Here is a 24,689-nt window from a genome sequence, read left to right on the forward strand (position 1 = left end):
AACTTTGCGCATTAGGTCGCAATTTGGCGCGCGCGACGGCGGATTCCCTGCCCGCGGGAAGGGGAAAATGTTACACTTTGCGCCCACTGGATTGTTGTTCATGGAAACCTGCTAACCACATGTTTAAAATTAAAAAAGGACTTGATCTGCCGATTGCAGGCGTGCCAGCGCAGCACGTTTCGACAGGCGTAAGCGTCCGTCATGTCGCCATTTTGGGCAAAGACTACCTGGGTATGCGTCCTTCAATGCTGGTACAGGAGGGCGATCGCGTTATCAAAGGACAGCCGCTCTTTGAGGACAAAAAAAATCCCGGCGTGATGTTCACGGCCCCCGCGAGCGGCACCGTTGTTGCCATCAACCGCGGCGAGCGTCGCGTTCTGCAGTCGGTGGTTATCCGCATTGAGGGCGATGAAAAGCGTGAATTTGCCCATTACGACACCGCAGAACTCGCGTCGTTGAACCGTGACGCCGTTCAGGAACAGCTCCTGGCGTCCGGTTTATGGACCGCGCTTCGTACGCGCCCCTTCAGCAAATCCCCTGTTCCGGGCACGGAACCGGCCGCGATTTTCGTCACGGCCGTCGACACCAACCCGCTCAGCGTGGATCCGCAGCCGGTTATCCTGGCGCAGCGTAAAGCCTTTGACGCCGGTCTGACCGTTTTAACCCGCCTCACGTCCGGAAAAGTGCACGTCTGCCAGGCCGGCGGCGGCAAGCTTGGCGGCCATCCGCAGGGGCAGGTCACGTTTAATGAGTTTGCTGGCCCGCATCCGGCGGGTCTGGTCGGGACGCACATCCATTTCCTTGAGCCAGTAAGCCTGACGAAACAGGTCTGGCACCTTAACTATCAGGACGTCATCGCCATCGGTAAGCTCTTTACTAGGGGCGAACTCTGCGCTGAACGGATAATCGCCATCGGCGGACCGCAGGCCGCAAACCCGCGCCTGGTGAAGACGCTGCTGGGCGCTGACATCAACGAACTACTGGTGGGGGAAACGAAAGAGGGCGAAAACCGCCTGATTTCCGGATCGGTCCTCAGCGGCCGCCATGCTGTCAATGCGCACGCGTACCTGGGACGCTTCCATTTGCAGGTCAGCATTGTGCAGGAAGGGCGTGAGAAAGAGCTGTTTGGCTGGGTTCTGCCAGGCGCAGAAAAATACTCCGTCACCCGGACCACGCTGGGCCACTTCCTGCGTAATAAGCTGTTTAGCTTCTCAACCAGCACGCACGGCGGCGAGCGCGCCATGGTCCCGATTGGCAACTACGAGCGCGTCATGCCGCTGGATATTCTTCCCACCGTGCTGCTGCGCGATCTTCTGGCCGGCGATACCGACGGCGCGCAGGCGCTGGGCTGTCTGGAGCTTGACGAAGAAGATCTGGCGCTCTGTACCTATGTCTGTCCGGGCAAATACGAATATGGACCGGTATTGCGCGAGGTGTTAACCCGCATTGAGCAGGAAGGATAACCGATGGGCTTAAAACACCTCTTTGAAAAAATTGAGCCGCACTTTACCGAAGGGAAGCTCAAAAAGTACTACCCGTTATATGAAGCAACGACGACCATTTTCTACACGCCGGGCCTGGTGACGAAAGGGGCGGCGCACGTTCGCGATGCCATCGACCTGAAACGCATGATGATTCTGGTGTGGTTTGCCGTCTTCCCGGCGATGTTCTGGGGCATGTACAACGTTGGCCTGCAGACCATTCCGGCGCTGCACCACATGTACGATGCACAGCAGCTGGCGCAGGTGATCCAGTCCGACTGGCACTACCGTCTAGCCCAGTCGTTAGGGGTGAACTTTGCGCCAGACGCGGGCTGGATCAGCATGATGATGCTGGGCGCGGTGTTCTTCCTGCCGATTTACATCACGGTATTCGTCGTGGGCGGCTTTTGGGAAGTGCTGTTTGCCATTATCCGTAAACATGAGATCAATGAAGGCTTCTTCGTTACCTCTATCCTGTTTGCCCTGATTGTTCCCCCGACGCTGCCGCTCTGGCAGGCGGCGCTGGGCATCAGCTTCGGCGTGGTGATAGCCAAAGAGATCTTCGGCGGCACCGGTCGGAACTTCCTCAACCCGGCGCTGGCGGGACGCGCGTTTCTGTTCTTTGCTTATCCGGCGCAAATCTCGGGCGACCTCGTGTGGACGGCGGCAGACGGTTTTTCCGGCGCGACGCCGCTTTCACAGTGGGCGGCACACGGCGGCGAAACGCTGGTTAACAACGCAACGGGTCAGCCAGTCACCTGGTTTGATGCCTTTATTGGCAATATTCCGGGCTCTATCGGAGAAGTCTCTACGCTGATGATTTTGCTTGGCGGCGCGATCATTCTTTTTGGTCGCGTGGCCTCCTGGCGGATCGTTGCGGGCGTGATGATCGGCATGGTGCTGACTGCCACCCTGTTCAACGTTATCGGTTCGACCACCAATCCGATGTTCTCCATGCCGTGGTACTGGCATCTGGTGCTGGGTGGCTTTGCGTTCGGCATGATGTTTATGGCGACGGACCCCGTCTCTGCCTCGTTTACAGATAAAGGTAAATGGAGCTATGGCGTGCTCATTGGCGCGATGTGCGTTCTGATCCGCGTGGTTAACCCGGCGTACCCGGAAGGGATGATGCTGGCCATTCTGTTTGCCAACCTGTTTGCGCCGCTCTTCGATTACCTGGTGGTGCGGGCCAACATTAAGCGGAGGAAGGCGCGTGGCTGAAGTTAAAAATAACGACAGCATCAGCAAAACGCTGCTGGTGGTGCTGGTGCTCTGTCTGGTCTGTTCTATTGTCGTGGCCGGTTCTGCCGTGGGGTTAAAACCCCTGCAGCAGGAGCAACGTGCGCTGGATAAACAGCGCAACATTCTGGCCGTCGCCGGACTGATGCAGGAAGGAATGAGCGCAGACGACGTTTCGGCCGTCTTTGCCGAACGTATTTCGGCGCGTCTGGTGGATTTAAAAACAGGTGAACTGCTGGATAAAGACCCGGCAACATTCAACCAGGCGCTGGCGCTGAAAGATCCACAGATGAGCCTGACGCTGGATGCATCGCAAGATCCCGCCGGGATTAAGCGTCGCAGCAACCTTGCCGAAATTTATCTGGTTCGCGACCCCCAAAAACGTATTCAGGAAGTGGTACTGCCTGTTTACGGTAACGGTCTGTGGTCAATGATGTATGCCTTTGTGGCCCTTGATACCGATGGCCGCACGGTCAAAGGCATTACGTATTACGACCAGGGCGAAACGCCGGGGCTGGGTGGCGAAGTTGAAAACCCTAACTGGCGGGCACAGTTTGTCGGCAAGAAAGTGCTCGACGATAACGGCCTGCCTGCGCTGAAGGTGATGAAAGGGGCGGCACGTCCCGGTGACGACTACGCCGTTGACGGGCTTTCCGGCGCCACGCTCACCTCAAAAGGCGTGCAGCACAGTTTTGATTTCTGGATGGGCGAGCTGGGCTTTGGTCCTTTCCTGAAAAACGTACGTGAAGGAGCGCTGAACAATGGCTGATACCGGTGAACTGAAAGAAGTTAAAAAGGTGCTCATTGGCCCACTGTTAGCCAATAACCCGATCACGCTCCAGGTGCTGGGTGTCTGTTCGGCTCTGGCGGTGACGACCAAGCTGGAAACGGCAGTCGTGATGACGCTGGCGGTAACGCTGGTCACGGCGTTCTCCAGCATGTTTATCTCGATGATTCGCCACCATATCCCCAACAGCGTGAGGATCATCGTGCAGATGGCGATCATCGCCTCGCTGGTGATCGTGGTCGATCAGCTGCTACGCGCCTTTGCCTATGAAACCTCCAAACAGCTCTCGGTGTTTGTCGGGCTGATTATCACCAACTGTATCGTCATGGGGCGTGCGGAAGCCTACGCCATGAAAATGCCGCCGCTGGCGAGCTTTATGGACGGCATCGGCAATGGCCTGGGCTACGGCGTGATCCTGCTTACCGTTGGGTTCCTGCGCGAGCTGATTGGCAGCGGCAAGCTGTTTGGCATCACGGTGCTCGACACGGTGCAGAACGGCGGCTGGTATCTGCCAAACGGCCTGTTCCTGCTGGCCCCTAGCGCGTTTTTCATTATCGGTTTGTTGATCTGGCTGATTCGTACGCTGAAGCCAGAACAGCAGGAAAAGGAGTAACCGACGATGGCTCATTACCTGAGTTTGTTTGTGCGGGCGGTGTTTGTTGAAAACATGGCGCTCGCGTTTTTCCTCGGCATGTGTACGTTCCTTGCGGTTTCCAAAAAAGTGTCGACGGCCTTTGGTCTCGGTATCGCGGTTACCGTGGTGCTCGGCTTATCTGTACCGATCAACAATCTGGTGTACAACTTTGTGCTGCGGGACGGCGCGCTGGTGGAAGGAGTTGATCTCAGCTTCCTGAACTTCATCACCTTTATCGGGGTGATCGCGGCGCTGGTGCAAATCCTCGAGATGATCCTCGATAAGTATTTCCCGTCGCTCTACAACGCGCTGGGGATCTTCCTGCCGCTGATCGCGGTGAACTGCGCCATCTTTGGCGGCGTCTCGTTTATGGTGCAGCGTGATTACAACTTCAGCGAATCCGTAGTGTACGGTTTTGGTTCCGGCATCGGCTGGATGCTGGCGATTGTCACCATGGCGGGGATCCGCGAGAAAATGAAGTATGCCAACGTGCCTGCAGGTCTGCGTGGCTTGGGGATCACCTTTATCACCACCGGGCTGATGGCGCTGGGCTTTATGTCCTTCTCCGGTGTGCAGCTATAAGGGCAAACAGATGGAAATTATCCTTGGCGTGGTGATGTTCACGCTGATTGTACTGGTGCTGTCAGGGCTTATTCTGGCGGCGCGCGCGAAGCTGGTGAATTCCGGCGACGTGGTCATTGATATTAACGACGAGCCGCAGAATCAGATCCGCACGCCGGCGGGAGACAAGCTGCTCAACACGCTCTCCGGTAACGGCATTTTTGTCTCCTCAGCCTGCGGCGGCGGCGGTTCCTGCGGGCAGTGCCGCGTGACGGTAAAAGAGGGCGGTGGCGATATTCTGCCAACCGAGCTGGCGCATATCACAAAGCGTGAGGCAAAAGAGGGCTGTCGTCTGGCCTGTCAGGTCGCGGTGCGCCAGAACATGAAGATTGAGCTGCCGGAAGAGATCTTCGGCGTCAAAAAATGGGAGTGCGAGGTTATCTCTAATGATAACAAAGCCACCTTTATAAAAGAGCTGAAGCTGCGGGTGCCGGAAGGCGAGCATGTCCCGTTCCGCGCCGGCGGATACATTCAGATTGAGTGCCCGGAGCACGCTGTGGCCTATGCGGACTTTGACGTGCCGGATGAGTACCGCGCCGACTGGGACAAATTCAATCTCTTCCGCTTTGTATCGGAGGTGAAAGAGCCGACGCTGCGCGCCTACTCGATGGCCAACTACCCGGAAGAGAAGGGCATCATCATGCTCAACGTGCGTATCGCCACGCCGCCACCGAATGTGCCGGATGCACCGCCGGGCGTCATGTCGTCATACATCTGGTCCCTGAAGCCTGGCGATAAGGTGACGATCTCCGGCCCGTTCGGGGAGTTCTTCGCGAAAGATACCGACGCGGAAATGGTCTTTATCGGCGGCGGTGCCGGTATGGCCCCGATGCGCTCGCACATCTTTGACCAGCTCAAGCGGCTGGGTAGCCAGCGTAAGATCAGCTTCTGGTACGGGGCGCGCTCGCTGCGCGAGATGTTCTATGAAGATGAGTTTGAACAGCTGGCGCGTGAAAACCCGAACTTCACCTTCCATGTGGCGCTTTCCGATCCGCAGCCGGAAGATAACTGGACGGGCTATACGGGGTTCATCCACAACGTGCTGTATGAAAACTACCTCAAACAGCACCCGGCGCCTGAGGACTGCGAGTTCTATATGTGTGGTCCGCCGATGATGAACGCCGCCGTGATTAAGATGCTGAAAGATCTCGGTGTCGAAGATGAGAACATCTTGCTCGATGACTTTGGAGGCTGATGATGCTGACGTTTCTGGCAACCTTTGTGGTGTTTGTGCTTGTCATCTTCGGCATGTCGTTAGGCTGGATCGTTAAGCGGAAAAGCATTCAGGGCAGCTGCGGCGGTATTTCTTCTATTGGGATGGAAAAGGTTTGCGACTGCCCGGAACCGTGCGATGCGCGGAAGAAAAGGATGGCCCGCGAACAGCAGCGCATTATTTAATTTTTTTGTAGGCCGGGTAAGGCAAAGCCGCCACCCGGCGTTCTCACATCTGCTTCTCAACCCTCATTTGTTTACTGTATACTTATCCAGTGATGAGTGAGGGCTTACTATGCGCAAAATAATCCATGTCGATATGGACTGCTTTTTTGCCGCAGTGGAGATGCGTGACAACCCGCCGCTGCGGGATATTCCCATCGCCATTGGCGGCAGCCGCGTTCAGCGTGGTGTCATCAGCACCGCCAACTATCCTGCGCGCAAATTTGGCGTGCGCAGCGCGATGCCGACGGCGATGGCCTTAAAGCTCTGCCCTCATCTCACGCTTCTGCCCGGCCGGTTTGAAGCCTATAAAGAGGCTTCCCTTCATATTCGGGAAATCTTCTCCCGCTATACTTCTTTGATAGAGCCGCTGTCGCTGGACGAAGCCTATCTGGATGTGACCGACAGCGTGCACTGCCACGGCTCCGCCACGCTGATGGCTAAGGAGATCCGTCAGACGATTTTCAACGAGCTGAATCTGACGGCATCGGCGGGTGTGGCACCCGTTAAATTCCTTGCCAAAATCGCCTCCGATTTAAATAAGCCCAACGGTCAGTACGTCATTACGCCGGAAGAGGTGCCCGCATTTTTAAAAACGCTGCCGCTTGGCAAAATCCCTGGGGTTGGGAAAGTCTCCGCCGCAAAGCTGGAAAGCATGGGGTTACGGACCTGCGAAGACGTGCAGCGAAGCGATCTCGCGATGCTGCTTAAGCGCTTCGGGAAGTTTGGCCGCGTGCTGTGGGAGCGCAGCCAGGGGATTGACGATCGCGATGTGAACAGCGAGCGGCTGCGGAAATCCGTCGGCGTTGAGCGCACACTTATTGAAGATATTCATGACTGGGCCGAGTGCGAATCTATTATCACGGAACAGCTCTACCCGGAACTGGAGCGACGCTTAAGCAAGGTGAAGCCGGACCTGCTCATCGCCCGTCAGGGCATCAAGCTCAAATTCAACGACTTCCAGCAGACCACGCAGGAACACGTCTGGCCGCGTCTGAATAAAGACGATCTTATCGCGACGGCGAAAAAGGCATGGGAAGAACGCCGGGGCGGGCGAGGGGTGAGGCTGGTGGGATTGCACGTCACGCTGCTGGATCCGCAGCTAGAGCGACAGCTGGTTTTGGGATTGTAAAAAAGCCCGGTGCGCTATGCTTACCGGGCCTACGTTTTTCACCCTCTCCCTTTGGGAGAGGGCTGGAGTGAGGGTATTACTTAACAGGGATCGCTTTCAGCAGCTCAGTCAGCAGCGTCCAGTAGTGACCGACGCTTTCGATATGAACCTGCTCATCCGGGGAGTGCGGGCCGGTAATGGTTGGCCCGATGGACACCATATCCATGTCTGGATACGGCTTCTTGAACAGACCACATTCCAGACCGGCGTGGATCACCTGAATGTTCGGGGTGCTGTTGAACAGACGCTGATAGGTTTCACGCACCAGCGCCATCACCGGAGAACTCGCATCCGGCTGCCATCCCGGGTAGCTGCCTTTGGCAGACGTTTTGGCGCCCGCCAGCGTGCCCAGAGATTCCAGCATGCTCACCACGTACTCTTTACCGCTGTCGATCAGCGAGCGGATCAGGCAGATGATTTCCGCACTGTCGTCGCTCATGCTCACCACGCCCACGTTCAGTGAGGTTTCCACCACGCCTTTCGCCACGTCAGAGTTGCGGATCACGCCGTTTGGCGTCGCGTTCAGCAGCTGAACGAAGGTGTCACGAGAGTGCGCGGTCAGGGCGGTTTTATCCGTGGTCACGGATTCCAGCACTACGGTCAGGTTTTTCTCTTTCGCCGACAGTTCGTTTTTCAGGATATCCAGGTATACGGTGGAGAGTTTTTTCAGCTCGTCCGCTTTTGCCGCGGGAACCGCTACGGTGGCGAACGCTTCGCGTGGGATCGCATTGCGCAGGGTACCGCCGTTGAAGTCCACCAGACGCAGATCCAGCTCGGCTGCATGGCCTGCCAGGAAGCGCGCCAGCAGCTTGTTGGCGTTACCCAGGCCCAGATGAATATCACCGCCGGAGTGGCCGCCTTTCAGCCCTTTCAGCGTCAGCTTGAAGGTCTGGAAACCGGCAGGAATCGCTTCGCGCGACAGCGGCAGGGTAGAGATGAAATCAATCCCGCCCGCGCAGCCCATGTAGATCTCACCTTCTTCTTCAGAGTCGGTGTTGATCAGGATGTCCGCCTGCAGCCAGTTCGCCTGCAGACCGAACGCGCCGTCCATGCCTGCTTCTTCGGTCATGGTCAGCAGCACTTCCAGCGGACCGTGCTCAACGCTATCGTCGGCCAGCACGGCCAGCGCAGAGGCCATACCGATGCCGTTATCCGCGCCCAGCGTGGTGCCGCGCGCTTTCACCCAGTCGCCGTCGATGTACGGTTGAATCGGGTCTTTGGTGAAGTCGTGAACGGTGTCGTTGTTCTTCTGTGGCACCATGTCCAGGTGCGCCTGCAGCACAACCGGTTTGCGGTTTTCCATACCTGCGGTAGCCGGTTTGCGGATCAGAATGTTGCCAACCTGGTCACGTTCAGCATGCAGACCTTTTTCCTTCGCCCAGCCCATAATATGTTCGGCAAGCTGTTCTTCATGGTAGGAAGGGTGTGGAATGGAGCAGATTTTCGCAAAAATATCCCACAGCGGCTGCGGAGATAATTGAGACAGTTCAGACACGATAAGTCTCCTTGTCGAGGCGCTGCAAACAGGGTTGCAGGTCACAGGGTTAGCAGGTTAATAGTTACCACAAGTCAGGCTTGCGAGATGAAACTGAGAATACCACTTTCTCTGCTGGCTGGTAGCATAAAGCATGTAAAAACTCAGGCAGAGGGCGCTAAACACTGGTTTTTAGTGCGTCAGATCTCTATAATCTCGCGCAACCTATTTCCCCCTCGAACACTTTTTAAGCCGTATAAAAACAGGCTGGGACACTTCACATGAGCGAAAAATACGTCGTCACCTGGGACATGTTGCAGATTCACGCACGCAAACTGGCTGCGCGTCTGATGCCTTCCGAACAGTGGAAAGGCATTATTGCCGTCAGCCGTGGCGGTCTGGTACCGGGGGCGCTGCTGGCACGTGAGCTGGGTATTCGTCATGTCGATACCGTTTGCATCTCCAGCTATGACCATGACAACCAGCGCGAGCTGACCGTGCTGAAACGTGCTGAAGGCGACGGTGAAGGTTTCATCGTTATCGACGATCTGGTGGACACCGGCGGTACAGCGGTCGCTATCCGCGAAATGTATCCGAAAGCCCATTTCGTCACTATCTTCGCGAAGCCTGCTGGCCGCCCGCTGGTTGACGATTACGTGATTGATATCCCGCAGGACACCTGGATTGAACAGCCATGGGATATGGGCGTGGTCTTCGTACCGCCTATTTCAGGTCGTTAATACCAGTACGTAACTTTACACGCCCGGCTATGTCGGGCGTTGTTCTTTTTGGCCTGCCACGCGTTACAATAGTCTTCATATGACGTATTCATGGAGGCAACGCAATGACGCAGGCGAATCTCACCGAGACTCTCTTCAAACCCCGTTTCAAACACCCTGAAACGTCGACGCTGGTGCGTCGCTTTAATCCGGGTATCCAGCCTGCCGTCCAGTCCGCGTTAGACGGTAAAAACGTGCCTCACTGGTATCGCATGATTAACCGCCTGATGTGGATCTGGCGCGGCATTGACCCTCGTGAAATCCTCGACGTGCAGGCGCGTATCGTGATGAGTGAAGCCGAGCGTACCGACAGCGAACTCTACGATACGGTGGTGGGCTACCGCGGTGGCAACTGGATCTACGAGTGGTCGAAACAGGCGATGCTCTGGCAGCAAAAAGCCAGCCAGGAAGAGGATGCTACGCTCAGCGGCAAGCACTGGCTGCACGCCGCTAACCTTTACGGGATTGCTGCCTACCCTCATTTAAAAGGGGATGAACTGGCGGAGCAGGCTCAGGCTCTGGCGAACCGTGCTTATGAAGAGGCGGCGCAGCGTTTGCCGGGCCAAATGCGCGAGCTTGAGTTCAGCATTCCTGGTGGCGCACCCGTCACCGGGTTCCTGCATATGCCTGAAGGCGACGGTCCGTTCCCGACCGTGCTGATGTGCGGCGGGCTGGATTCGCTGCAAATTGATTATTACAGCCTGTATGAGCGTTACTTCGCACCAAAAGGGATCGCGATGCTGACGCTTGATATGCCTTCAATTGGTTTTTCATCTAAATGGAAACTGACTCAGGATTCCAGCCTGCTGCACCAGCATGCGCTCAAAGCGCTGGAAAACATACCGTGGGTTGACCACACCCGCGTGGCGGCTTTCGGCTTCCGTTTTGGCGCGAACGTCGCGGTGCGTCTGGCTTATCTTGAATCTTCTCGTCTGAAAGCCGTCGCCTGCCTTGGGCCGGTCGTTCACGCTCTGCTTAGCGATCCTGCACGTCAGGGGAGCGTACCTGAAATGTACCTTGATGTGCTGGCCAGCCGTCTTGGCATGCATGATGCATCAGACGAAGCGCTGCGCGTTGAGCTCAATCGCTACTCGTTAAAAACGCAGGGCTTGCTGGGACGTCGCTGCCCAACGCCGATGCTGTCCGGGTTCTGGAAAAACGATCCGTTCAGCCCGGAAGAAGAGTCGCGATTAATCACTTCGTCATCTGCGGATGGCAAATTGCTTGAAGTGCCGTTCAGCCCGGTCTATCAGAATTTCGACAAATCACTGAAAGAGATTACGCGCTGGATCGCTCAGAGATTGTGTTAATAGATTGCTAAATTTCGCTGGTTTGGTAAAACAGTGGCTTCACAAAAGGAGATCGCAATGACGTTACCGAGTGGACACCCGAAAAGTAGACTGATTAAGAAGTTTATGGCTCTCGGCCCGTATATTCGAGAAGAGCAGTGTGAAGAGAATCGCTTTTTTTTCGACTGCCTGGCTGTATGCGTCAACGTGAAGCCTGCACCCGAAAAACGTGAATTCTGGGGCTGGTGGATGGAAATGGAAGCAGAGGAAAAACGCTTTACGTATAGCTACCAGTTTGGCCTGTTTAATAAAGACGGCAACTGGCAGGCCACCACGATTAAAGATCAGGAAGTGATTGACCGCCTGGAATATACGCTAAAAGAGTTTCACGATAAGGCACGCGCACTGCTGGCTACCCTGGATCTCAAGTTCGAACCCGCGGATGACTTTTCCAGCGAAGCGGTGAAGCTGACTGCCTGATAGTCTTCTCCTCCCTCTCCCTGTGGGAGAGGGCACCCAGACCGCATGAATCCCCGACAATAAAAAAACCGGCATCAAGCCGGTTTTTTTATTTCGCATCATCAGAACTGGTAGGTCATACCCAGTGCAACGATGTCATCGCTGCTCACGCCCAGTTTATTTTTGTCGTCAATCTGGTTGATTTTATAATCAACAAAGGCGGACATATTTTTGTTGAAGTAATAAGTCGCGCCAACGTCAATATATTTCACCAGATCTTCGTCGCCAATACCTTCGATATCTTTACCTTTAGACTGGACATAGCCCAGGGACGGGCGCAGACCGAAGTCGAACTGATATTGTGCGACCACTTCAAAGTTCTGCGCTTTATTAGCAAACCCACCGGAAATTGGCGTCATATTGCGGGTTTCAGAATACATTGCAGCCAGATAAATATCGTTTGCATCATATTTCAGACCGGTTGCCCAGGCTTCTGCTTTCTGACCCTGGCCACGCGCCAGCAGGTTCTGGGCATTGGTGCGGTCAGAGTTGGTGTAGGCGCCGCTGACTGCGAAATCGCTACCGCCGAAGTCATAGGTCAGAGAGGTACCAAAACCGTCACCGTTCTGTTTTTTGGCGTCACGGTTTTCATTTTTACCCTGGTACTGCAGGGTCATGTCCAGGCCGTCAACCGCGCCGAAGAAGTCGGTATTGCGGTAGGTGGCCAGGCCGGTAGCACGCTTGGTCATGAAGTTATCGGTCTGCGCGGAAGAGTCGCCGCCGAACTCAGGGAACATATCGGTCCATGCTTCGACGTCATACAGGGCACCCAGGTTACGGCCGTAATCCAGTGAGCCAAAGTTTTTCAGCTTCAGACCCGCAAACGCCAGACGCGTTTTCTGAGTAGAGTCGCTCTCGGCTTTGTTACCTGCAAATTCAGATTCCCAACGGCCATAGCCCGTCAGCTGATCGTTAATCTGAGTTTCGCCTTTAAAACCGAAACGAACGTAGGTCTGATCGCCATCTTTGGTGGCATCATCACTGATGTAGTGCATGGCTTTTACTTTGCCGTACACGTCCAGTTTATTACCATCTTTATTATAAACTTCAGCTGCGTGAACGGATGCAGAAGCCACTACGCCCATAACCATTAATGCCAGAGTGCTCTTTTTCATTTTCGATCCTGTCTTATAAACGCGCTAAAAAATTCGCTGGACGATAAGCTCATGCTTAAGTCCCGTGAAAAAACAGGAAGGGTTTTATCGTTCTGGAATGAAAGTTTTATGACAAACTAAGAATAATTTTAAAAAACTGTGATTTATTATTTCGGTAATAAAAGCGTCAAAATTCCCCGTTACGCTTCCTGATCCCGCGCAACAAAGTGTTTCGCGATGTGCTAAGGCAGTTGGCAACGGGGCTGACTCCTGTTAAAACGTTCGTTCGACATTACTTTCCCTTATCGTTGAACGGCAGAGAATCATGAGTGACAGCCAGACGCTGGTGGTAAAACTCGGTACCAGTGTTTTAACAGGCGGATCGCGCCGCCTAAATCGCGCCCACATTGTTGAGCTTGTACGTCAGTGCGCTCAGCTACATGCCGCAGGGCATCGTATTGTGATTGTGACCTCCGGGGCGATTGCCGCCGGGCGTGAACACCTGGGTTACCCCGAACTCCCCGCGACGATCGCTTCCAAGCAGCTGCTGGCCGCCGTGGGCCAAAGCCGACTCATTCAACTCTGGGAACAGTTGTTCTCCATCTATGGCATTCACGTCGGGCAGATGCTGCTGACGCGTGCGGATATGGAAGACAGAGAGCGCTTCCTGAACGCTCGCGATACCCTTCGCGCGCTGCTGGACAACAATATTGTTCCGGTCATTAACGAGAACGATGCCGTTGCTACCGCTGAAATCAAAGTGGGTGATAACGATAACCTCTCTGCGCTGGCCGCGATTCTGGCGGGTGCCGATAAATTACTGCTTCTGACCGATCAGCAGGGGCTGTTCACCGCCGATCCGCGCTCCAACCCGGAAGCCGAGCTGATTAGCGACGTTCACGGTATCGACGATGCGCTGCGCGCCATCGCCGGTGACAGCGTTTCAGGCCTCGGAACGGGCGGTATGGGGACCAAGCTGCAGGCCGCTGACGTAGCCTGCCGCGCTGGTATCGACACCATCATTGCAGCGGGCAGCCGCCCCGGCGTGATTGGCGACGTGATGGAAGGCATCTCCGTCGGCACCCGCTTCCACGCCCAGGAATCCCCGCTCGAAAACCGCAAGCGCTGGATATTTGGCGCGCCTCCTGCTGGCGAACTCGTCGTCGATGAAGGGGCAACCGCCGCGATTCTGGAACGAGGAAGTTCATTACTTCCTAAAGGAATTAAAAGCGTGACAGGCAACTTCTCCCGTGGTGAAGTGATCCGTATCCGTAACCTCGAAGGCCGCGACATCGCCCACGGCGTAAGCCGTTATAACAGCGATGCCCTGCGCCGCATCGCGGGTCACCACTCGCAGCAGATCGACGCCATCCTGGGCTATGAATATGGCCCGGTTGCCGTTCATCGCGATGACATGATTATTCGTTAAGGAGCCAGAACATGCTGGAACAAATGGGCGCTGCCGCGAAGGCCGCCTCTTACAAACTGGCGCTCCTTTCCAGCCGCGAGAAAAACCGCGTACTGGAAAAAATCGCTGATTATCTGGAATCTCAGTCCCAGGAAATTTTGCTCGCCAACGAGCAGGATTTACTGGAAGCGCGTCGTAACGGTTTGAGCGAAGCGATGCTCGACCGCCTGGCGCTGACGCCGGCTCGCCTGAAAGGCATCGCCGACGATGTGCGTCAGGTCTGCAATCTGGCCGACCCCGTAGGGCAGGTGATCGACGGCGGGCTGCTCGACAGCGGTTTACGCCTGGAGCGCCGCCGCGTGCCGCTCGGCGTTATCGGCGTTATTTATGAAGCCCGTCCAAACGTGACGGTGGATGTTGCGTCCCTGTGCCTGAAAACCGGTAACGCCGCTATTCTGCGCGGTGGGAAAGAGACATGGCGCACCAACGCCGCGACGGTGAAAGTCATTCAGCAGGCGCTGGAAGAGTGTGGATTACCGGCAGGCGCCGTGCAGGCGATCGAGAGCCCGGACCGCGCGCTGGTTAACGAAATGCTGCGCATGGACAAATACATCGACATGCTGATCCCACGCGGTGGCGCGGGCCTGCACAAGCTGTGCCGCGAGCAGTCGACGATTCCGGTGATCACCGGCGGTATCGGCGTGTGCCATATCGTTGTCGACGACAGCGCTGAGATTGCACCGGCGCTGAAGATTATCGTGAATGCGAAAACCCAGCGTCCAAGCACCTGTAACACCGTAGAAACGCTGCTGGTTCATCAGGGTATTGCGAACATCTTCCTGCCGGCTCTGAGCAAACAGATGGCAGAGAGCGGCGTGACGCTGCATGCTGACGCCAGCGCGCTCGCACTGCTTCAGGATGGCCCGGCTAACGTTGTTCCCGTAAAAGCGGAGCAGTACGACGATGAGTTTCTGTCACTGGATCTGAACGTGAAAATCGTTGCCGATCTCGACGACGCCATTGCGCACATCCGTGAACACGGCACGCAGCATTCTGACGCGATCCTGACGCGCACCCTGCGCAATGCCGATCGCTTCGTGAGCGAAGTGGATTCTTCAGCGGTATATGTGAATGCCTCCACCCGCTTCACCGACGGCGGCCAGTTCGGCCTCGGCGCAGAGGTGGCGGTCAGCACGCAGAAACTGCACGCGCGCGGCCCGATGGGGCTGGAAGCGCTGACCACGTACAAGTGGATCGGCTTCGGTGACGATACGATTCGTGCGTAAATAATCACGGGTGATGCAAAAATAGCCGTTTGATTCAAAAGGGCATTGACGCATCACCCGGATAGATCTAACCTTTTCCCCCGTGGTTACGCTCGTAACCGGCCTCTCAGGGCCGATATAGCTCAGTTGGTAGAGCAGCGCATTCGTAATGCGAAGGTCGTAGGTTCGACTCCTATTATCGGCACCATAAAAATCAATGAGTTAAAGTTTTTCATCTGCATGTAATCCTACTGTTTTCTACCCCGCGTACTTACTGGCGTACTTATTTAGCATTACATAGCTGAGTGCCATGTGCCCTTTCACACAAATTCAAACTTTAAAGACGTTCTTTTCATCCTGAGGACTGGGTAAGGTTCATTTGCTGTTTTAAGCACTACAGGTAAACGTGTTACGTCAGATCGACTGGATGGGGCCGTCGCTCTTGAAAAAGGCACCATCCATCTGCGAGAAACCAAAACATTGGTAGAACGCTACGTACAGCTATCTGATCAGGCAATCGACTTTCTCAAGGTTCTACGCCTTACCTCCGACAAATATCTGTTTCCTTCGCAGGCGACTAAAAAGCCTATCCAGCAGAAATACCTGACTGAAGACTCATGGCGTTTACGTGAAATCGGTCAAATGCTTGATATACCTCATTGGACGCCGCACGATCTGCGTCGTACAGTAGGAACGGGCTTATCTCGTTTACAGTGTCCAAATGAGGTGGCTGAGGCCGTATTGGGGCATACACGTTGCGGTGTTGAAGGGATCTACAACTTGTATAAGTATGATGCTGAGTGCCGAAAGTGGTTGCAGGTATGGGCAGATTATCTCGAGAAATCAAATAATCCACATTAAAACTATACGTATTCTAATGAAAGGATTCAAGCTTAAATGATTTAATGACTTTACAGTCAGTCTCAAATTTAGTTATTAAATTAAGTTCTGTAGCTAACGTACAAAGCATAGTATGTAGAGATGATCATAAGTAGAACTGAATTTTAAAACCCAAAAGGAATGTATAATAGATGATAGATCAAATGAGTTTTTTAGCATGGATGGTAACGATGGAAAAAAAGTTTCCAGTCATGGTTATGACAAAAGTGATATCTTCTTATAATTTATTGGTTTCTCAAGTGGATAATCATCAAAAGCATCACCATGTTAGTAAAAAAAATAATTGCCGTTATTGTGGAGCATATGATCAAAATGATTCGGTAGTAAAGCAATCTATCAAGTCTGGCAATCTTGTTTCTCCTCAGTTATCTTCTTTTAGCAAATTGGCGCATGCTGTACCTACGCTCATTGGTAATAAGAACCTAATAGCTAAAGATGAATGTAATACCTGCAATGAGTTTTTTAGTCTTTTAGAGAATGATCTGGCGCGTTTCTTAGGTGTATCCAGAACTACAGGTAAGATAAGTGGAAGAAATGGCATCCCTAAAACAAAGTTTAATGATAACGAGTTTATTGATATAGTTGATGGTGACTTTGTTTTTGCATCAACTGAAAATAGTACTTATTATAGCGAAACAGAAGAGTTTATTATAGTTGAGGAAAGTAAAAAATATCATCCTCAAAATGTTTATAAAATATTTGTCAAAATGGCAATGTCAATTTTACCTAAAGATAAACTTGTACACTTTGAAAAAACTATCAAATGGTTGAAAGGTGATTACAAGACTAAAGACGAGGATAGATCACAATTTTGTTTTACTGAGATAAAATGGCCAGTTAGGAATATTTATCCATTTATAACTGTGGATTTGTATGAGAGAAAGTTTGATTTGATAAATATACCATTTCTTTTTGCGCGCATTTCATTTGGTGGGTATGCTTTTCAGTTTAACATCCCATTTGCTGAAATGAATAATTTAGTGAAGGATTTTAACATTCCCCCAATCATAAAGAATGAATACCCGTATCCTGAATTACTTAAGGATAATGCATTGTGGGCCAAAATTTTAGATGAGACTAGTGTTAAAAAATTAGATCTATTTTTGGATGAGAGTACGGAGGTTAAGGATAAGCAGTATTTTTCTAAAGGAAATACATACGGAATGATTGACAAAGAATCTTTACCTAAAAACATTAAGGATTACCTGGATAAAAAAGGAATAAAATATTAGTGTTTTTTATAATGGTCGGCTCAATGAACCGACCTTTGAGTAATTACAATCCGAATACGTTTATATAAAACTTCCCGTTACTGTCATCTGTCTTTTGGATGTTGTAAGTTATCGGTATGCTGGTTGTATTTGGAAGTTTAGATTGTTCATCTGTCATGGTCATTTGAAGATTGGCAGCGCACTAATAAGTATCGACAGAGGAGTCATGTTTTAATGTTCTGACGTTAATTACCTTTAACAGCAGGCTATCAGTATTTCCCGGCACCATTTCTGACATCTGAGAGTTTCTGAGTTGCTCAAATTGTTTCTCTATTTTTTTGTGAGCAATATCCACGACCAGATTTTTTGCATTATCACTACTACATTTTGGTGTTTTCTCGCCGCAGCCAGCCAGTAAACCAGCCGCTATTAATACCAGAAACATTGTTCTTTTCATCTAAGGTTCCTTCGTAAATTAATGATACTTTTATTTCTTATTAAATAGGCCATCCATTGCACCTGCCGCAGAAGCCCCGCAGTATCCCTCGCAACCACGAGTCATAACGCTGGCCTTACCGTTTTTCAGTTCACTAATTACTGCAACACACTGGCTGGTTTTGTCATTCCAGACCCAGCGACGCATCTGGTTTTCTCCAGCAGCTATTTGCTGTGCCGTACCATCCATATTGCATACGCCCGAACCATCCCGCGTTGAGGCATTAATGTTGAATTCAGCATTGCTCTTTCCCGGATTCAGGGTTAGAACCGCTCCGGGTTTTACGTACTGCGCTGCTGCGACAGGTAGCGTTATGGCTGCCATCAATAAGGCCAACAGTTTTCTGTTCATTAAATAATTCCCTGTTAAGTGATACGGATGTTTTTAGTGATTTTCCCCAGTGCCAGCGGTCTGCGTTTTTCCGCAAAGAAATAAACGACGTTGAATGCGGACTTGCGATGATTCCCTCGACCAAGAGAGGGCCAGTTGCGGAAAGATTCGATCTGTTCTTCTGAGTAGGGCGTGTCTGAGAAGTCAAACAGCACAAGCAAGGCTTTGCCATTGTGCTTCATCAATTTCTTTACTTCTGTACTGTTGACGGTCGCGGAGACATTGGAACGTGACGCAGTTGGTTTACGTACTGCAAACTCAACGGCCACATCGTCAATGACAAAATCAATGTAACCGTGCCCGGATACAGTTCCTGGCAGTTTGCTTTTTACTTCCGGTGAGACGTTATCTGCAAACCAACCCAGCAAATAGCAACGTACCAGAGGCAGTAATTCCCGCTCGCTACATTCGTTCAGACGCAGTGTTTTGACGAACTCCCTGCGATAAAGAGAACTGAAAAAATACTCAAAGCATTCCGTTATTTCAGTGATGGTGGTTGCCATGACTGCATCCTTTACCTGCTTTTAGGTCCAGTTTTAAGGGCATACCTTTCCGGCCATAATGTTTCCGGTGTGGTATCCAGAGCCCCGGCAATAATGCGCTCAGCTCTGGGATAATGACGCTCTAAGGCGTTATTTAATGTCCGTGGCGCAAGGCCGTGACTGCGTGACAGTGACGCCAGCGTTAACCCTCGCTTGTGAAGTGCTGCCACAATATCGGCACGATGCCAGTTCCCTGAACTTCCTTTGCTTTGCTTTTTCTGCGATGCTGTTGAGTTACGCACAGTATTAACTCCATGGAATCAGTACATGGATATTAAATGCGAATAAAAGATACCTTTCAAGTTCTTTTGGTATCTATTTATGGGTTTTCATATTAACGCATTGATATCTGGTGAAATTTATATGAGCAGTAAGAGATCAGTATCGGCTATACCGACCCATTCTGAAGCCTCTGTTGAAGAGGCTAAAGACTGGCTGACAGCAGAGGAGTTCACTCATATTGAGGGAATGCCGGGCACACCTCGCGGTGCACGAATGCGCCTGGAAAAGCTGGCATCCCTGCACCCGGAAATACGTCGTAAAAGGACTGCCGGGAAAGGCGTGGTTTACCATATCAGCGCAGCCACAATGTCTCTTGACGATGAGAGAAGCAGGGCTAAGGGCGAAGCGTTTACTCTTACCGACAGCGATCGCCAGCTTAGCCTCTGGATACAGTTGTATCGCAATATGTCACCAGCTTCGCGGGCGCAACTGATGGAGCTGGCTTTGAAGCGGGTTAAGGAAGATCTAATGTCTAAGGGGCCTGAAGTTTCTGAGCTGGCGGTACAAATCATGAAGCTGCCCGAAGATGAGCGTAAGCGCCTCTTTGAAAAGCTGAACGGGAAGGTGTGATAGCGTCAGTTTTCCGCCATGTCAGACAGAAGGAACCACCCCGAAATCCTGACCCGTCTGACATGGCGAAATGAAAAGTATGCCATTATTTATTAATGAATAAAAACAGTTTTCAGTTATTTCATTTCTGAACTGCATATTAGTTTCTTGTTATTACTATTTGCGATAAAAGTATATTTTTGATATAATGATATTGCTGATGAACTATATTTCACTCAGTCAGTACGTTGTCATGCACTTACCATTTATTAGGTGATTAAATCCCACCTATGCTGGTGCAGGCATAACGTCTTATCAGAATATTGAACAGGAAAATCACTGATGAATATTGTCCATCAGGAAGGGCTAGCTATGCCCGTCGATCAGGAATTAATAAATATCATAATAAATGAAGCGGGAAATCCTCCACCGCTTAAAGCCAAAATAACAGCCGTCAGTCTGTTATTTAAAGACCTGAGTTACAGCGCTGAAAAAGGCGGTTACCATCCTGTCGAAATACGGCTTATTTCTCGTAATGATGAATGGTATTTCGATTACATTACCGACTTCAGTTATATGGGGACGGTATACCCCCAACTTGAAAAGGAAATTGATTTTAGCTGGAGTCAGCAATATGTCTTTCTTGCTTATGTTGGTGACCTGCCTGTTAACGCCGGAAGGGAGCTGTTTGAACTCTGGCAATCCAACTTTATTCAGTATCACGCCATGAACGTCTACACCATTACCGTCCTGTGGGAAAGCTAATCCCTCTGCACTAACTATTACTACTTTATGGGGAATTATCTGTGAGAACTGACAGAGGGATACGTGCGTCTCAACAGGGCGAACTGGACTGTCTTTGCGGTGCTTATTGCGTGGTTAACATGCTGAGCTGGCTGTATGACGGCAGAGTGAAACGACGCCCGTTAATGAACCGGCTTATTCAGGCTTATCAGCAGCGCTGGCCTTTGCATGAATGGCTTACTGAAGGGATTGAAGAAGACCGTTTAGACTGGCTGATGGCGCAGGTGTTGCAGAAAGGACATTACAGCCGCCAGTTCCCGGTTGAAATCACCAGACCCTTTGCAGGGAAGCGGGGATTAACAGACGGGCGACTTTTCAGAGAAATGCAGCGGTTTCTTGACGTCACTGACCACTCCCGCTTGATTATGCTCAGCGACCAGTTTCACTGGTCGCTTCTGGTCAAAATAGATGAAGTAACGCTCTGTTTCTTCGACAGCAACGGGCGAACTACCATGCCCCGTAAAGCTTTCTCCCTGCGTACTGGCGTAACCCGCCGCCAGCTGTTTCCCGACGCCATTTACTTCATTGAACGGGGGTTCTGAAATGACCATGTTTACTCAGCGCGAAACCCGTATCCTCGACCAGGCGCGTGACATTATCAGTAGATACTACCAGCGTGGGTCTCAACTCTGTTCCCCTGATGATGTTCGGCGGTGTGTGATGGTTGAGCTGGCACCGCTTGAACATGAAGAGTTTGGCATCATCCTGCTCGATAATCAGAATCAGCTGCTGCACCGTGAAATCCTGTTCAGGGGTACGCTAAACTCGGTCAGCGTTCACCCCCGTGAAGTTATCAAACGCGTGCTGAAACATAATGCCGCCGCAGTCATCCTTGTCCACAACCATCCCAGCGGCGAGCCTGAGCCCAGCCGTTGCGATATCAAGTTGACTAAAAAGCTTCAGGAGCTACTCGAAATGCTGGATGTGCGGTTACTTGATCACTTTATTGTGGCAGGAACTGAAACGGTGTCGATGGCAGAACGGGGACTGGTGTGATGCTGAAAGTTACCTGGTTTAATGTACGTTATTGCGGGTTAGGCGCATGAGCAGGGCTGCGTTACGTCAGGTTGTGCCGGTGGTACAAACCACCGTGTTTGATGCGTATATTGGCGGTCTGGCTCCCTCGGGGCGCAGAGGTATCACCAGCCTGTTAAACCGCAGCGCCAGCATACTTAAACGCGGTGTGGATGCAGAAGACTGTCCGTGGGAACAACTCAACTACGCCGCCGTCGCTAAAGTACGTACGGCACTGCTGGGTGACGGTTACGCCGTGTCGTCGGTGAACATGGCGTTATCAGCACTGCGGGGCGTGGCGCAGACGGCCTTTAACCTCAACTGCATGGATGCCGAAACGCTGGCCCGTATCCGGTCAGTTAAGCGCGTGAGCGGCGATATCCAGCGCAAGGGAAGGGCGCTGGACAAGCAGGAAATCAGAGCACTGATTCAGGCAGCAAAACAACATCCGCACCAGGTACGGCGCTGTCGTGATGCCGCTATTGTGCTGACACTTTGTGGAGCGGGCCTGCGGGCCGGGGAACTGGTTAAACTTGAGCGCCGTGACTACGACAGCGGTATCCTGACGGTGAGGCAAGGGAAGGGGCGTAAATACCGTGAAATTCACGTGGCGGATGCGGTGGACAAGGCCATCCGCGCATGGCTGAAAGTTGGCGCAGACGAGACTGACAGCGCACTGTTCAGCCGTATTCAGCGCAACGGTAAGGTCGCCAGCCAGCCTCTGACAACAACCGGGTTAACGGGCATCCTGAAAGAGTTACAACAGACGTCCGGCATTGCGCGGTTTACCCCGCATGATATGCGGCGTACCTTCATTACCCGTTTGCTGGAGCAGGGCGTGGATATCAACACCGTACGCCAGCTGGCAGGCCACAGCGACATATCCACGACGACGCGCTATGACTATCGTGGTGAGGGTATGAAAGCCAAAGCATCACAGAGTTTACGGTGCTGGTGATGATTAAAGAGGTAAATCCCGTTCTGCAACACCTTGTTCAATCAGCTCATGTCGACGAAGCGCAATTTCATCTAAGTCGTCACTATCGACGTTACTTTCTGTCAGGTAAACCACGAATTCCCAGCGAGGTGGTGCATTATGCAAGATGATCGACATCCCACTTTCTCTTAACAAGGATGCCACCATTGAGGCGGCCTGCCTTGTTCCTCCAAACCAGTAACGCCCAATTTTTCCGATTGACTCAACAGCAGGAACATAATGCTGTTTGAATACTGAGGCCCGAAGTGCGTTCTGGTCGATATCAAAAGGCATAGCTTATCTCCTTGGTAACCATGATAATTTATTAATAACGCTCTGACCGACAAATAGTCCAGCCACAACATCAAAACTACAATCTCATTTCATCATCCGCTTTCTGAAACGGGGGGATAGCATGAAAGTAAACGCCAGCAAGCGGGTTTAGTGCTCGTAAATCATAGCCGTCGATGTCAGCGTGACTGAAGGTCTTTAAGATCTTCGTTGAGGATCTCTAAATCCAGTAGGTCTCTTACTTGCTGCTCCGTCCATGCCGATAAACGATTTCGGGAACCGTTCAGCGTGATAGTGTTTGGTGCCGGATATTCATTAGCACTCATTTTTGTCCTGATTTTCGCAATACTATGCCCTTCACTTTGCATGAAGCTGGCAGCCTGGTAGAGATCGTATAGTTCCTGACTCTTTGCGTTAAAAGCGGGGATAACATCAGGTAACTGACCGATTTTCTTCTTTTTGATATGAACCTCTTGATATACCTTATTGATGCAGTAGCTGATAACCCGGCTAAGTGAATCAATGTCTTTACGCCCTTCTATGTTGAGTACGCTTCCCCGCTGGTCTTCAAATATCTCGGCAAGTTTCTCATAGGTGTCTCTTCCTAAGTATATCTTTGTTCTTGAAAATCCCGCATCAGTGTATTTTTTCTCTTTCCTTGCTTTGTTGGCGGCATCCCTTTGGCGTTTGATGTCTGAAATGTCTACGTGAACAGAGTTATATTCTGTAGAATCGGTTTTTTTACTGTCATTTGCCATCAATGGCCTCTCATTACATGAATTTCTTACGATATATTGACTATTAATTAAGTATTTTAGAGTCGAGGACTCCTCAATGATGAGAAGCGGCTCTTAGGATTCAACTATCAGGGTTTTAGCCCGGAAAATCCAAGAGTTTGTGCATTTTTAAGAGCCGCTTCTCCTGTAAGCCTGATATTTCGAGTTTGATAGAATGGCTCCATCAGCTAACGGGGAGGCAAACATGAAAGAGAGCAAGTTAATTAAGATTCAAGAAGTATTAAAGCGCTGTGCCATTAGCCGGGCAACGTTATATCGCCTGATTGCCAATAAAAGTTTTCCAAACCAAGTTTCGCTAACTGGAAATCGTTCCGTTGCCTGGCGAGATGAGGATATCCAGCGTTGGATTGAAGAGCGTCCAACCATAAATCAGTAAGGAGAGTAATGAAAATACCACTGGCAAGGTTAAGTGATAAGAATGAAGCGCTAGCCGAAGCATTGCCAAAATTTGAAACAGTGGTGAAGGTCAGAGCGGAAAAGTGCTTCAGGGTAAAATCATTGCAGAAATGCCAGGGGAAAGTTTACCAGGATCTCTTTAAAAAACTTAAAGATTGCCATCCGAGCTATCCTTGCGGGAGCGCTGCATGTCCTGAATGCTTCAGGAAACACCGACTGGAAATCATTGGAGAAGTGCTCCGTTTATGTAAGAAAAGCAAAAAATGGCGAAGTATCACTTTAATATTCTATCAGGATGCATTTTATGACAATCAACTATTAAAATGGCAGCCCGATACATTAATAGCACGGCTTCGTCGCTGGTTAAATGAATGTGGCTTCTCTGGAATGGTGATTGGTGGGTTCGAAATGGATTATCACACAGATATTAAAAAGTGGATGCCCCATTTTCACCTTATCATTCCCAATGACAAACAGGCTATTAAAAGGCTACGTATCAGGATGAAGAACAAGAAGAATATGAATACGCGGGAAAATGTAGTAAATCGTCCTATGCTCGTGAGCAAGTTAAAAAAGCCAATACGACAGGTGAGCTACCGTTTTAAAGCTATCTGGTGGCGAGTCGAATCAATCCAGCATGATGATTATCATATACAAGGGAGCAAGGAAAGGAAAAGGAAGCGCTGGACTAAAAAATACCGTCTGTTGCGTAAGCAATATGTTGATTCTCTGATTAAGCTAGATTCTATTGGAATAACCGGATTATCCTTTATGTATAAGGTAAGGAAGTATGGTGACCATTTGGTATTAAAATAATTTCATGATCTATTAGCGATATGTACCAGT

At 51.4% G+C, this 24,689-nt stretch carries 29 protein-coding genes, 1 tRNA gene and 1 pseudogene; 23 read left to right on the plus strand and 8 right to left on the minus strand.

Annotated elements, in window-relative coordinates:
- Positions 1–119: 119 nt before the first annotated feature.
- The 8 genes from ACOTZB_RS05175 (at position 120) to dinB (ending at position 7,328) form a co-directional block, all read left to right on the plus strand.
- Positions 120–1,463, plus strand: a complete 1,344-nt coding sequence (locus ACOTZB_RS05175; protein WP_421626623.1) for a Na(+)-translocating NADH-quinone reductase subunit A — start codon at positions 120–122, stop codon at positions 1,461–1,463.
- A gap of 3 nt (positions 1,464–1,466) precedes the next feature.
- On the plus strand, positions 1,467–2,702 hold the full coding sequence (locus ACOTZB_RS05180; protein ID WP_421626624.1) for an NADH:ubiquinone reductase (Na(+)-transporting) subunit B: 1,236 nt from the start codon (positions 1,467–1,469) through the stop codon (positions 2,700–2,702).
- On the plus strand, positions 2,695–3,489 hold the full coding sequence (locus ACOTZB_RS05185) for a Na(+)-translocating NADH-quinone reductase subunit C (RefSeq protein ID WP_421626625.1): 795 nt from the start codon (positions 2,695–2,697) through the stop codon (positions 3,487–3,489). The genes ACOTZB_RS05180 and ACOTZB_RS05185 overlap by 8 nt, the downstream gene beginning before the upstream one ends.
- Complete coding sequence (locus ACOTZB_RS05190; RefSeq protein WP_014882676.1) at positions 3,482–4,120, plus strand: NADH:ubiquinone reductase (Na(+)-transporting) subunit D; 639 nt, start codon at positions 3,482–3,484, stop codon at positions 4,118–4,120. The genes ACOTZB_RS05185 and ACOTZB_RS05190 overlap by 8 nt, the downstream gene beginning before the upstream one ends.
- A 6-nt stretch (positions 4,121–4,126) precedes the next feature.
- The gene (gene nqrE, locus ACOTZB_RS05195) at positions 4,127–4,723 is read left to right on the plus strand and encodes an NADH:ubiquinone reductase (Na(+)-transporting) subunit E (RefSeq protein ID WP_008500255.1); all 597 of its coding nucleotides are present in this window, start codon (positions 4,127–4,129) and stop codon (positions 4,721–4,723) included.
- Positions 4,724–4,733: 10 nt separating this feature from the next.
- Entirely contained in the window at positions 4,734–5,957 is a 1,224-nt protein-coding gene (gene nqrF, locus ACOTZB_RS05200) for an NADH:ubiquinone reductase (Na(+)-transporting) subunit F (RefSeq protein WP_047653271.1), read from the plus strand.
- Positions 5,957–6,160: a (Na+)-NQR maturation NqrM gene (nqrM, locus tag ACOTZB_RS05205; RefSeq protein WP_023615899.1), complete on the plus strand. Its 204-nt coding sequence runs from the start codon at positions 5,957–5,959 to the stop codon at positions 6,158–6,160. Before nqrF ends, nqrM begins: the two co-directional genes overlap by 1 nt.
- A 109-nt stretch (positions 6,161–6,269) precedes the next feature.
- Positions 6,270–7,328, plus strand: a complete 1,059-nt coding sequence (dinB, locus tag ACOTZB_RS05210) for a DNA polymerase IV (RefSeq protein WP_421626626.1) — start codon at positions 6,270–6,272, stop codon at positions 7,326–7,328.
- Positions 7,329–7,404: 76 nt separating this feature from the next.
- On the opposite strand, the gene pepD is transcribed toward dinB, so the two are convergent.
- Positions 7,405–8,862, minus strand: coding sequence for a cytosol nonspecific dipeptidase (gene pepD / locus ACOTZB_RS05215; protein ID WP_421626627.1), 1,458 nt, complete (start codon positions 8,860–8,862; stop codon positions 7,405–7,407).
- 260 nt (positions 8,863–9,122) lie between these two features.
- Between pepD and gpt the strand changes: the two genes are divergently transcribed.
- From gpt to crl, 3 genes are all read left to right on the plus strand, one after another.
- A complete protein-coding gene (gpt, locus tag ACOTZB_RS05220) occupies positions 9,123–9,581 on the plus strand; it encodes a xanthine phosphoribosyltransferase (protein WP_010427903.1) in 459 nt (152 codons plus the stop codon).
- Positions 9,582–9,685: 104 nt separating this feature from the next.
- Positions 9,686–10,930: an esterase FrsA gene (frsA, locus tag ACOTZB_RS05225; protein ID WP_421626628.1), complete on the plus strand. Its 1,245-nt coding sequence runs from the start codon at positions 9,686–9,688 to the stop codon at positions 10,928–10,930.
- A 57-nt stretch (positions 10,931–10,987) separates the two neighbouring features.
- A complete protein-coding gene (gene crl / locus ACOTZB_RS05230; protein WP_023310506.1) occupies positions 10,988–11,389 on the plus strand; it encodes a sigma factor-binding protein Crl in 402 nt (133 codons plus the stop codon).
- A gap of 101 nt (positions 11,390–11,490) precedes the next feature.
- Here crl and phoE read toward each other — a convergent pair whose 3' ends face one another.
- The gene (gene phoE, locus ACOTZB_RS05235) at positions 11,491–12,543 is read right to left on the minus strand and encodes a phosphoporin PhoE (RefSeq protein ID WP_047653275.1); all 1,053 of its coding nucleotides are present in this window, start codon (positions 12,541–12,543) and stop codon (positions 11,491–11,493) included.
- A 304-nt stretch (positions 12,544–12,847) separates the two neighbouring features.
- On the opposite strand from phoE, the gene proB reads away from it, so the two are divergent.
- From proB to ACOTZB_RS05260, 5 genes and pseudogenes are all read left to right on the plus strand, one after another.
- Positions 12,848–13,951: a glutamate 5-kinase gene (gene proB, locus ACOTZB_RS05240; RefSeq protein WP_023334621.1), complete on the plus strand. Its 1,104-nt coding sequence runs from the start codon at positions 12,848–12,850 to the stop codon at positions 13,949–13,951.
- 11 nt (positions 13,952–13,962) lie between these two features.
- Positions 13,963–15,216 (plus strand): glutamate-5-semialdehyde dehydrogenase, encoded by a 1,254-nt coding sequence (gene proA, locus ACOTZB_RS05245; protein ID WP_421626630.1) that lies wholly within the window; start codon positions 13,963–13,965, stop codon positions 15,214–15,216.
- 111 nt (positions 15,217–15,327) lie between these two features.
- Positions 15,328–15,403, plus strand: a tRNA-Thr gene (locus tag ACOTZB_RS05250).
- A 227-nt stretch (positions 15,404–15,630) separates the two neighbouring features.
- Positions 15,631–16,056: pseudogene (locus tag ACOTZB_RS05255) on the plus strand (tyrosine-type recombinase/integrase); the annotation flags it as partial.
- 170 nt (positions 16,057–16,226) lie between these two features.
- Positions 16,227–17,327, plus strand: a complete 1,101-nt coding sequence (locus ACOTZB_RS05260) for a hypothetical protein (protein WP_048979304.1) — start codon at positions 16,227–16,229, stop codon at positions 17,325–17,327.
- Between the two features lie 181 nt (positions 17,328–17,508).
- On the opposite strand, the gene ACOTZB_RS05265 is transcribed toward ACOTZB_RS05260, so the two are convergent.
- The 4 genes from ACOTZB_RS05265 to ACOTZB_RS05280 are packed head-to-tail and all read right to left on the minus strand — an operon-like array spanning position 17,509 to position 18,976.
- Entirely contained in the window at positions 17,509–17,763 is a 255-nt protein-coding gene (locus ACOTZB_RS05265) for a hypothetical protein (RefSeq protein WP_421626631.1), read from the minus strand.
- A 30-nt stretch (positions 17,764–17,793) separates the two neighbouring features.
- A complete protein-coding gene (locus ACOTZB_RS05270; RefSeq protein WP_048979306.1) occupies positions 17,794–18,153 on the minus strand; it encodes a hypothetical protein in 360 nt (119 codons plus the stop codon).
- Positions 18,154–18,167: 14 nt separating this feature from the next.
- Positions 18,168–18,695, minus strand: a complete 528-nt coding sequence (locus ACOTZB_RS05275) for a hypothetical protein (protein ID WP_421626632.1) — start codon at positions 18,693–18,695, stop codon at positions 18,168–18,170.
- Between the two features lie 11 nt (positions 18,696–18,706).
- On the minus strand, positions 18,707–18,976 hold the full coding sequence (locus ACOTZB_RS05280; RefSeq protein WP_024154144.1) for a helix-turn-helix domain-containing protein: 270 nt from the start codon (positions 18,974–18,976) through the stop codon (positions 18,707–18,709).
- Positions 18,977–19,097: 121 nt separating this feature from the next.
- On the opposite strand from ACOTZB_RS05280, the gene ACOTZB_RS05285 reads away from it, so the two are divergent.
- The 5 genes from ACOTZB_RS05285 to ACOTZB_RS05305 all read left to right on the plus strand — a co-directional run bounded on the left by ACOTZB_RS05285 (position 19,098) and on the right by ACOTZB_RS05305 (position 22,341).
- Positions 19,098–19,586, plus strand: a complete 489-nt coding sequence (locus ACOTZB_RS05285; protein ID WP_421626935.1) for a hypothetical protein — start codon at positions 19,098–19,100, stop codon at positions 19,584–19,586.
- 351 nt (positions 19,587–19,937) lie between these two features.
- Complete coding sequence (locus tag ACOTZB_RS05290; protein ID WP_421626936.1) at positions 19,938–20,330, plus strand: DUF2787 family protein; 393 nt, start codon at positions 19,938–19,940, stop codon at positions 20,328–20,330.
- 119 nt (positions 20,331–20,449) lie between these two features.
- A complete protein-coding gene (locus ACOTZB_RS05295) occupies positions 20,450–20,911 on the plus strand; it encodes a hypothetical protein (protein ID WP_048979308.1) in 462 nt (153 codons plus the stop codon).
- Position 20,912: 1 nt separating this feature from the next.
- A complete protein-coding gene (gene radC, locus ACOTZB_RS05300; RefSeq protein WP_421626633.1) occupies positions 20,913–21,365 on the plus strand; it encodes a RadC family protein in 453 nt (150 codons plus the stop codon).
- 46 nt (positions 21,366–21,411) lie between these two features.
- Positions 21,412–22,341: a tyrosine-type recombinase/integrase gene (locus tag ACOTZB_RS05305; RefSeq protein ID WP_421626634.1), complete on the plus strand. Its 930-nt coding sequence runs from the start codon at positions 21,412–21,414 to the stop codon at positions 22,339–22,341.
- Positions 22,342–22,344: 3 nt separating this feature from the next.
- Here the strand turns inward: ACOTZB_RS05305 and ACOTZB_RS05310 are convergent, their stop codons facing one another.
- Positions 22,345–22,653: a hypothetical protein gene (locus ACOTZB_RS05310; RefSeq protein ID WP_048979311.1), complete on the minus strand. Its 309-nt coding sequence runs from the start codon at positions 22,651–22,653 to the stop codon at positions 22,345–22,347.
- Between the two features lie 176 nt (positions 22,654–22,829).
- Positions 22,830–23,408, minus strand: a complete 579-nt coding sequence (locus tag ACOTZB_RS05315; RefSeq protein WP_131341047.1) for a hypothetical protein — start codon at positions 23,406–23,408, stop codon at positions 22,830–22,832.
- Positions 23,409–23,631: 223 nt separating this feature from the next.
- Here ACOTZB_RS05315 and ACOTZB_RS05320 point away from each other — a divergent pair, with 223 nt between their 5' ends.
- Both ACOTZB_RS05320 and ACOTZB_RS05325 read left to right on the plus strand, forming a co-directional pair.
- On the plus strand, positions 23,632–23,823 hold the full coding sequence (locus ACOTZB_RS05320) for a helix-turn-helix transcriptional regulator (protein ID WP_075204837.1): 192 nt from the start codon (positions 23,632–23,634) through the stop codon (positions 23,821–23,823).
- 8 nt (positions 23,824–23,831) lie between these two features.
- Complete coding sequence (locus ACOTZB_RS05325) at positions 23,832–24,659, plus strand: hypothetical protein (protein ID WP_421626635.1); 828 nt, start codon at positions 23,832–23,834, stop codon at positions 24,657–24,659.
- Positions 24,660–24,689: the final 30 nt, after the last annotated feature.

The organism is Enterobacter cloacae complex sp. SHL020 (assembly GCF_049236945.1).
Lineage (GTDB): Bacteria > Pseudomonadota > Gammaproteobacteria > Enterobacterales > Enterobacteriaceae > Enterobacter > Enterobacter dykesii.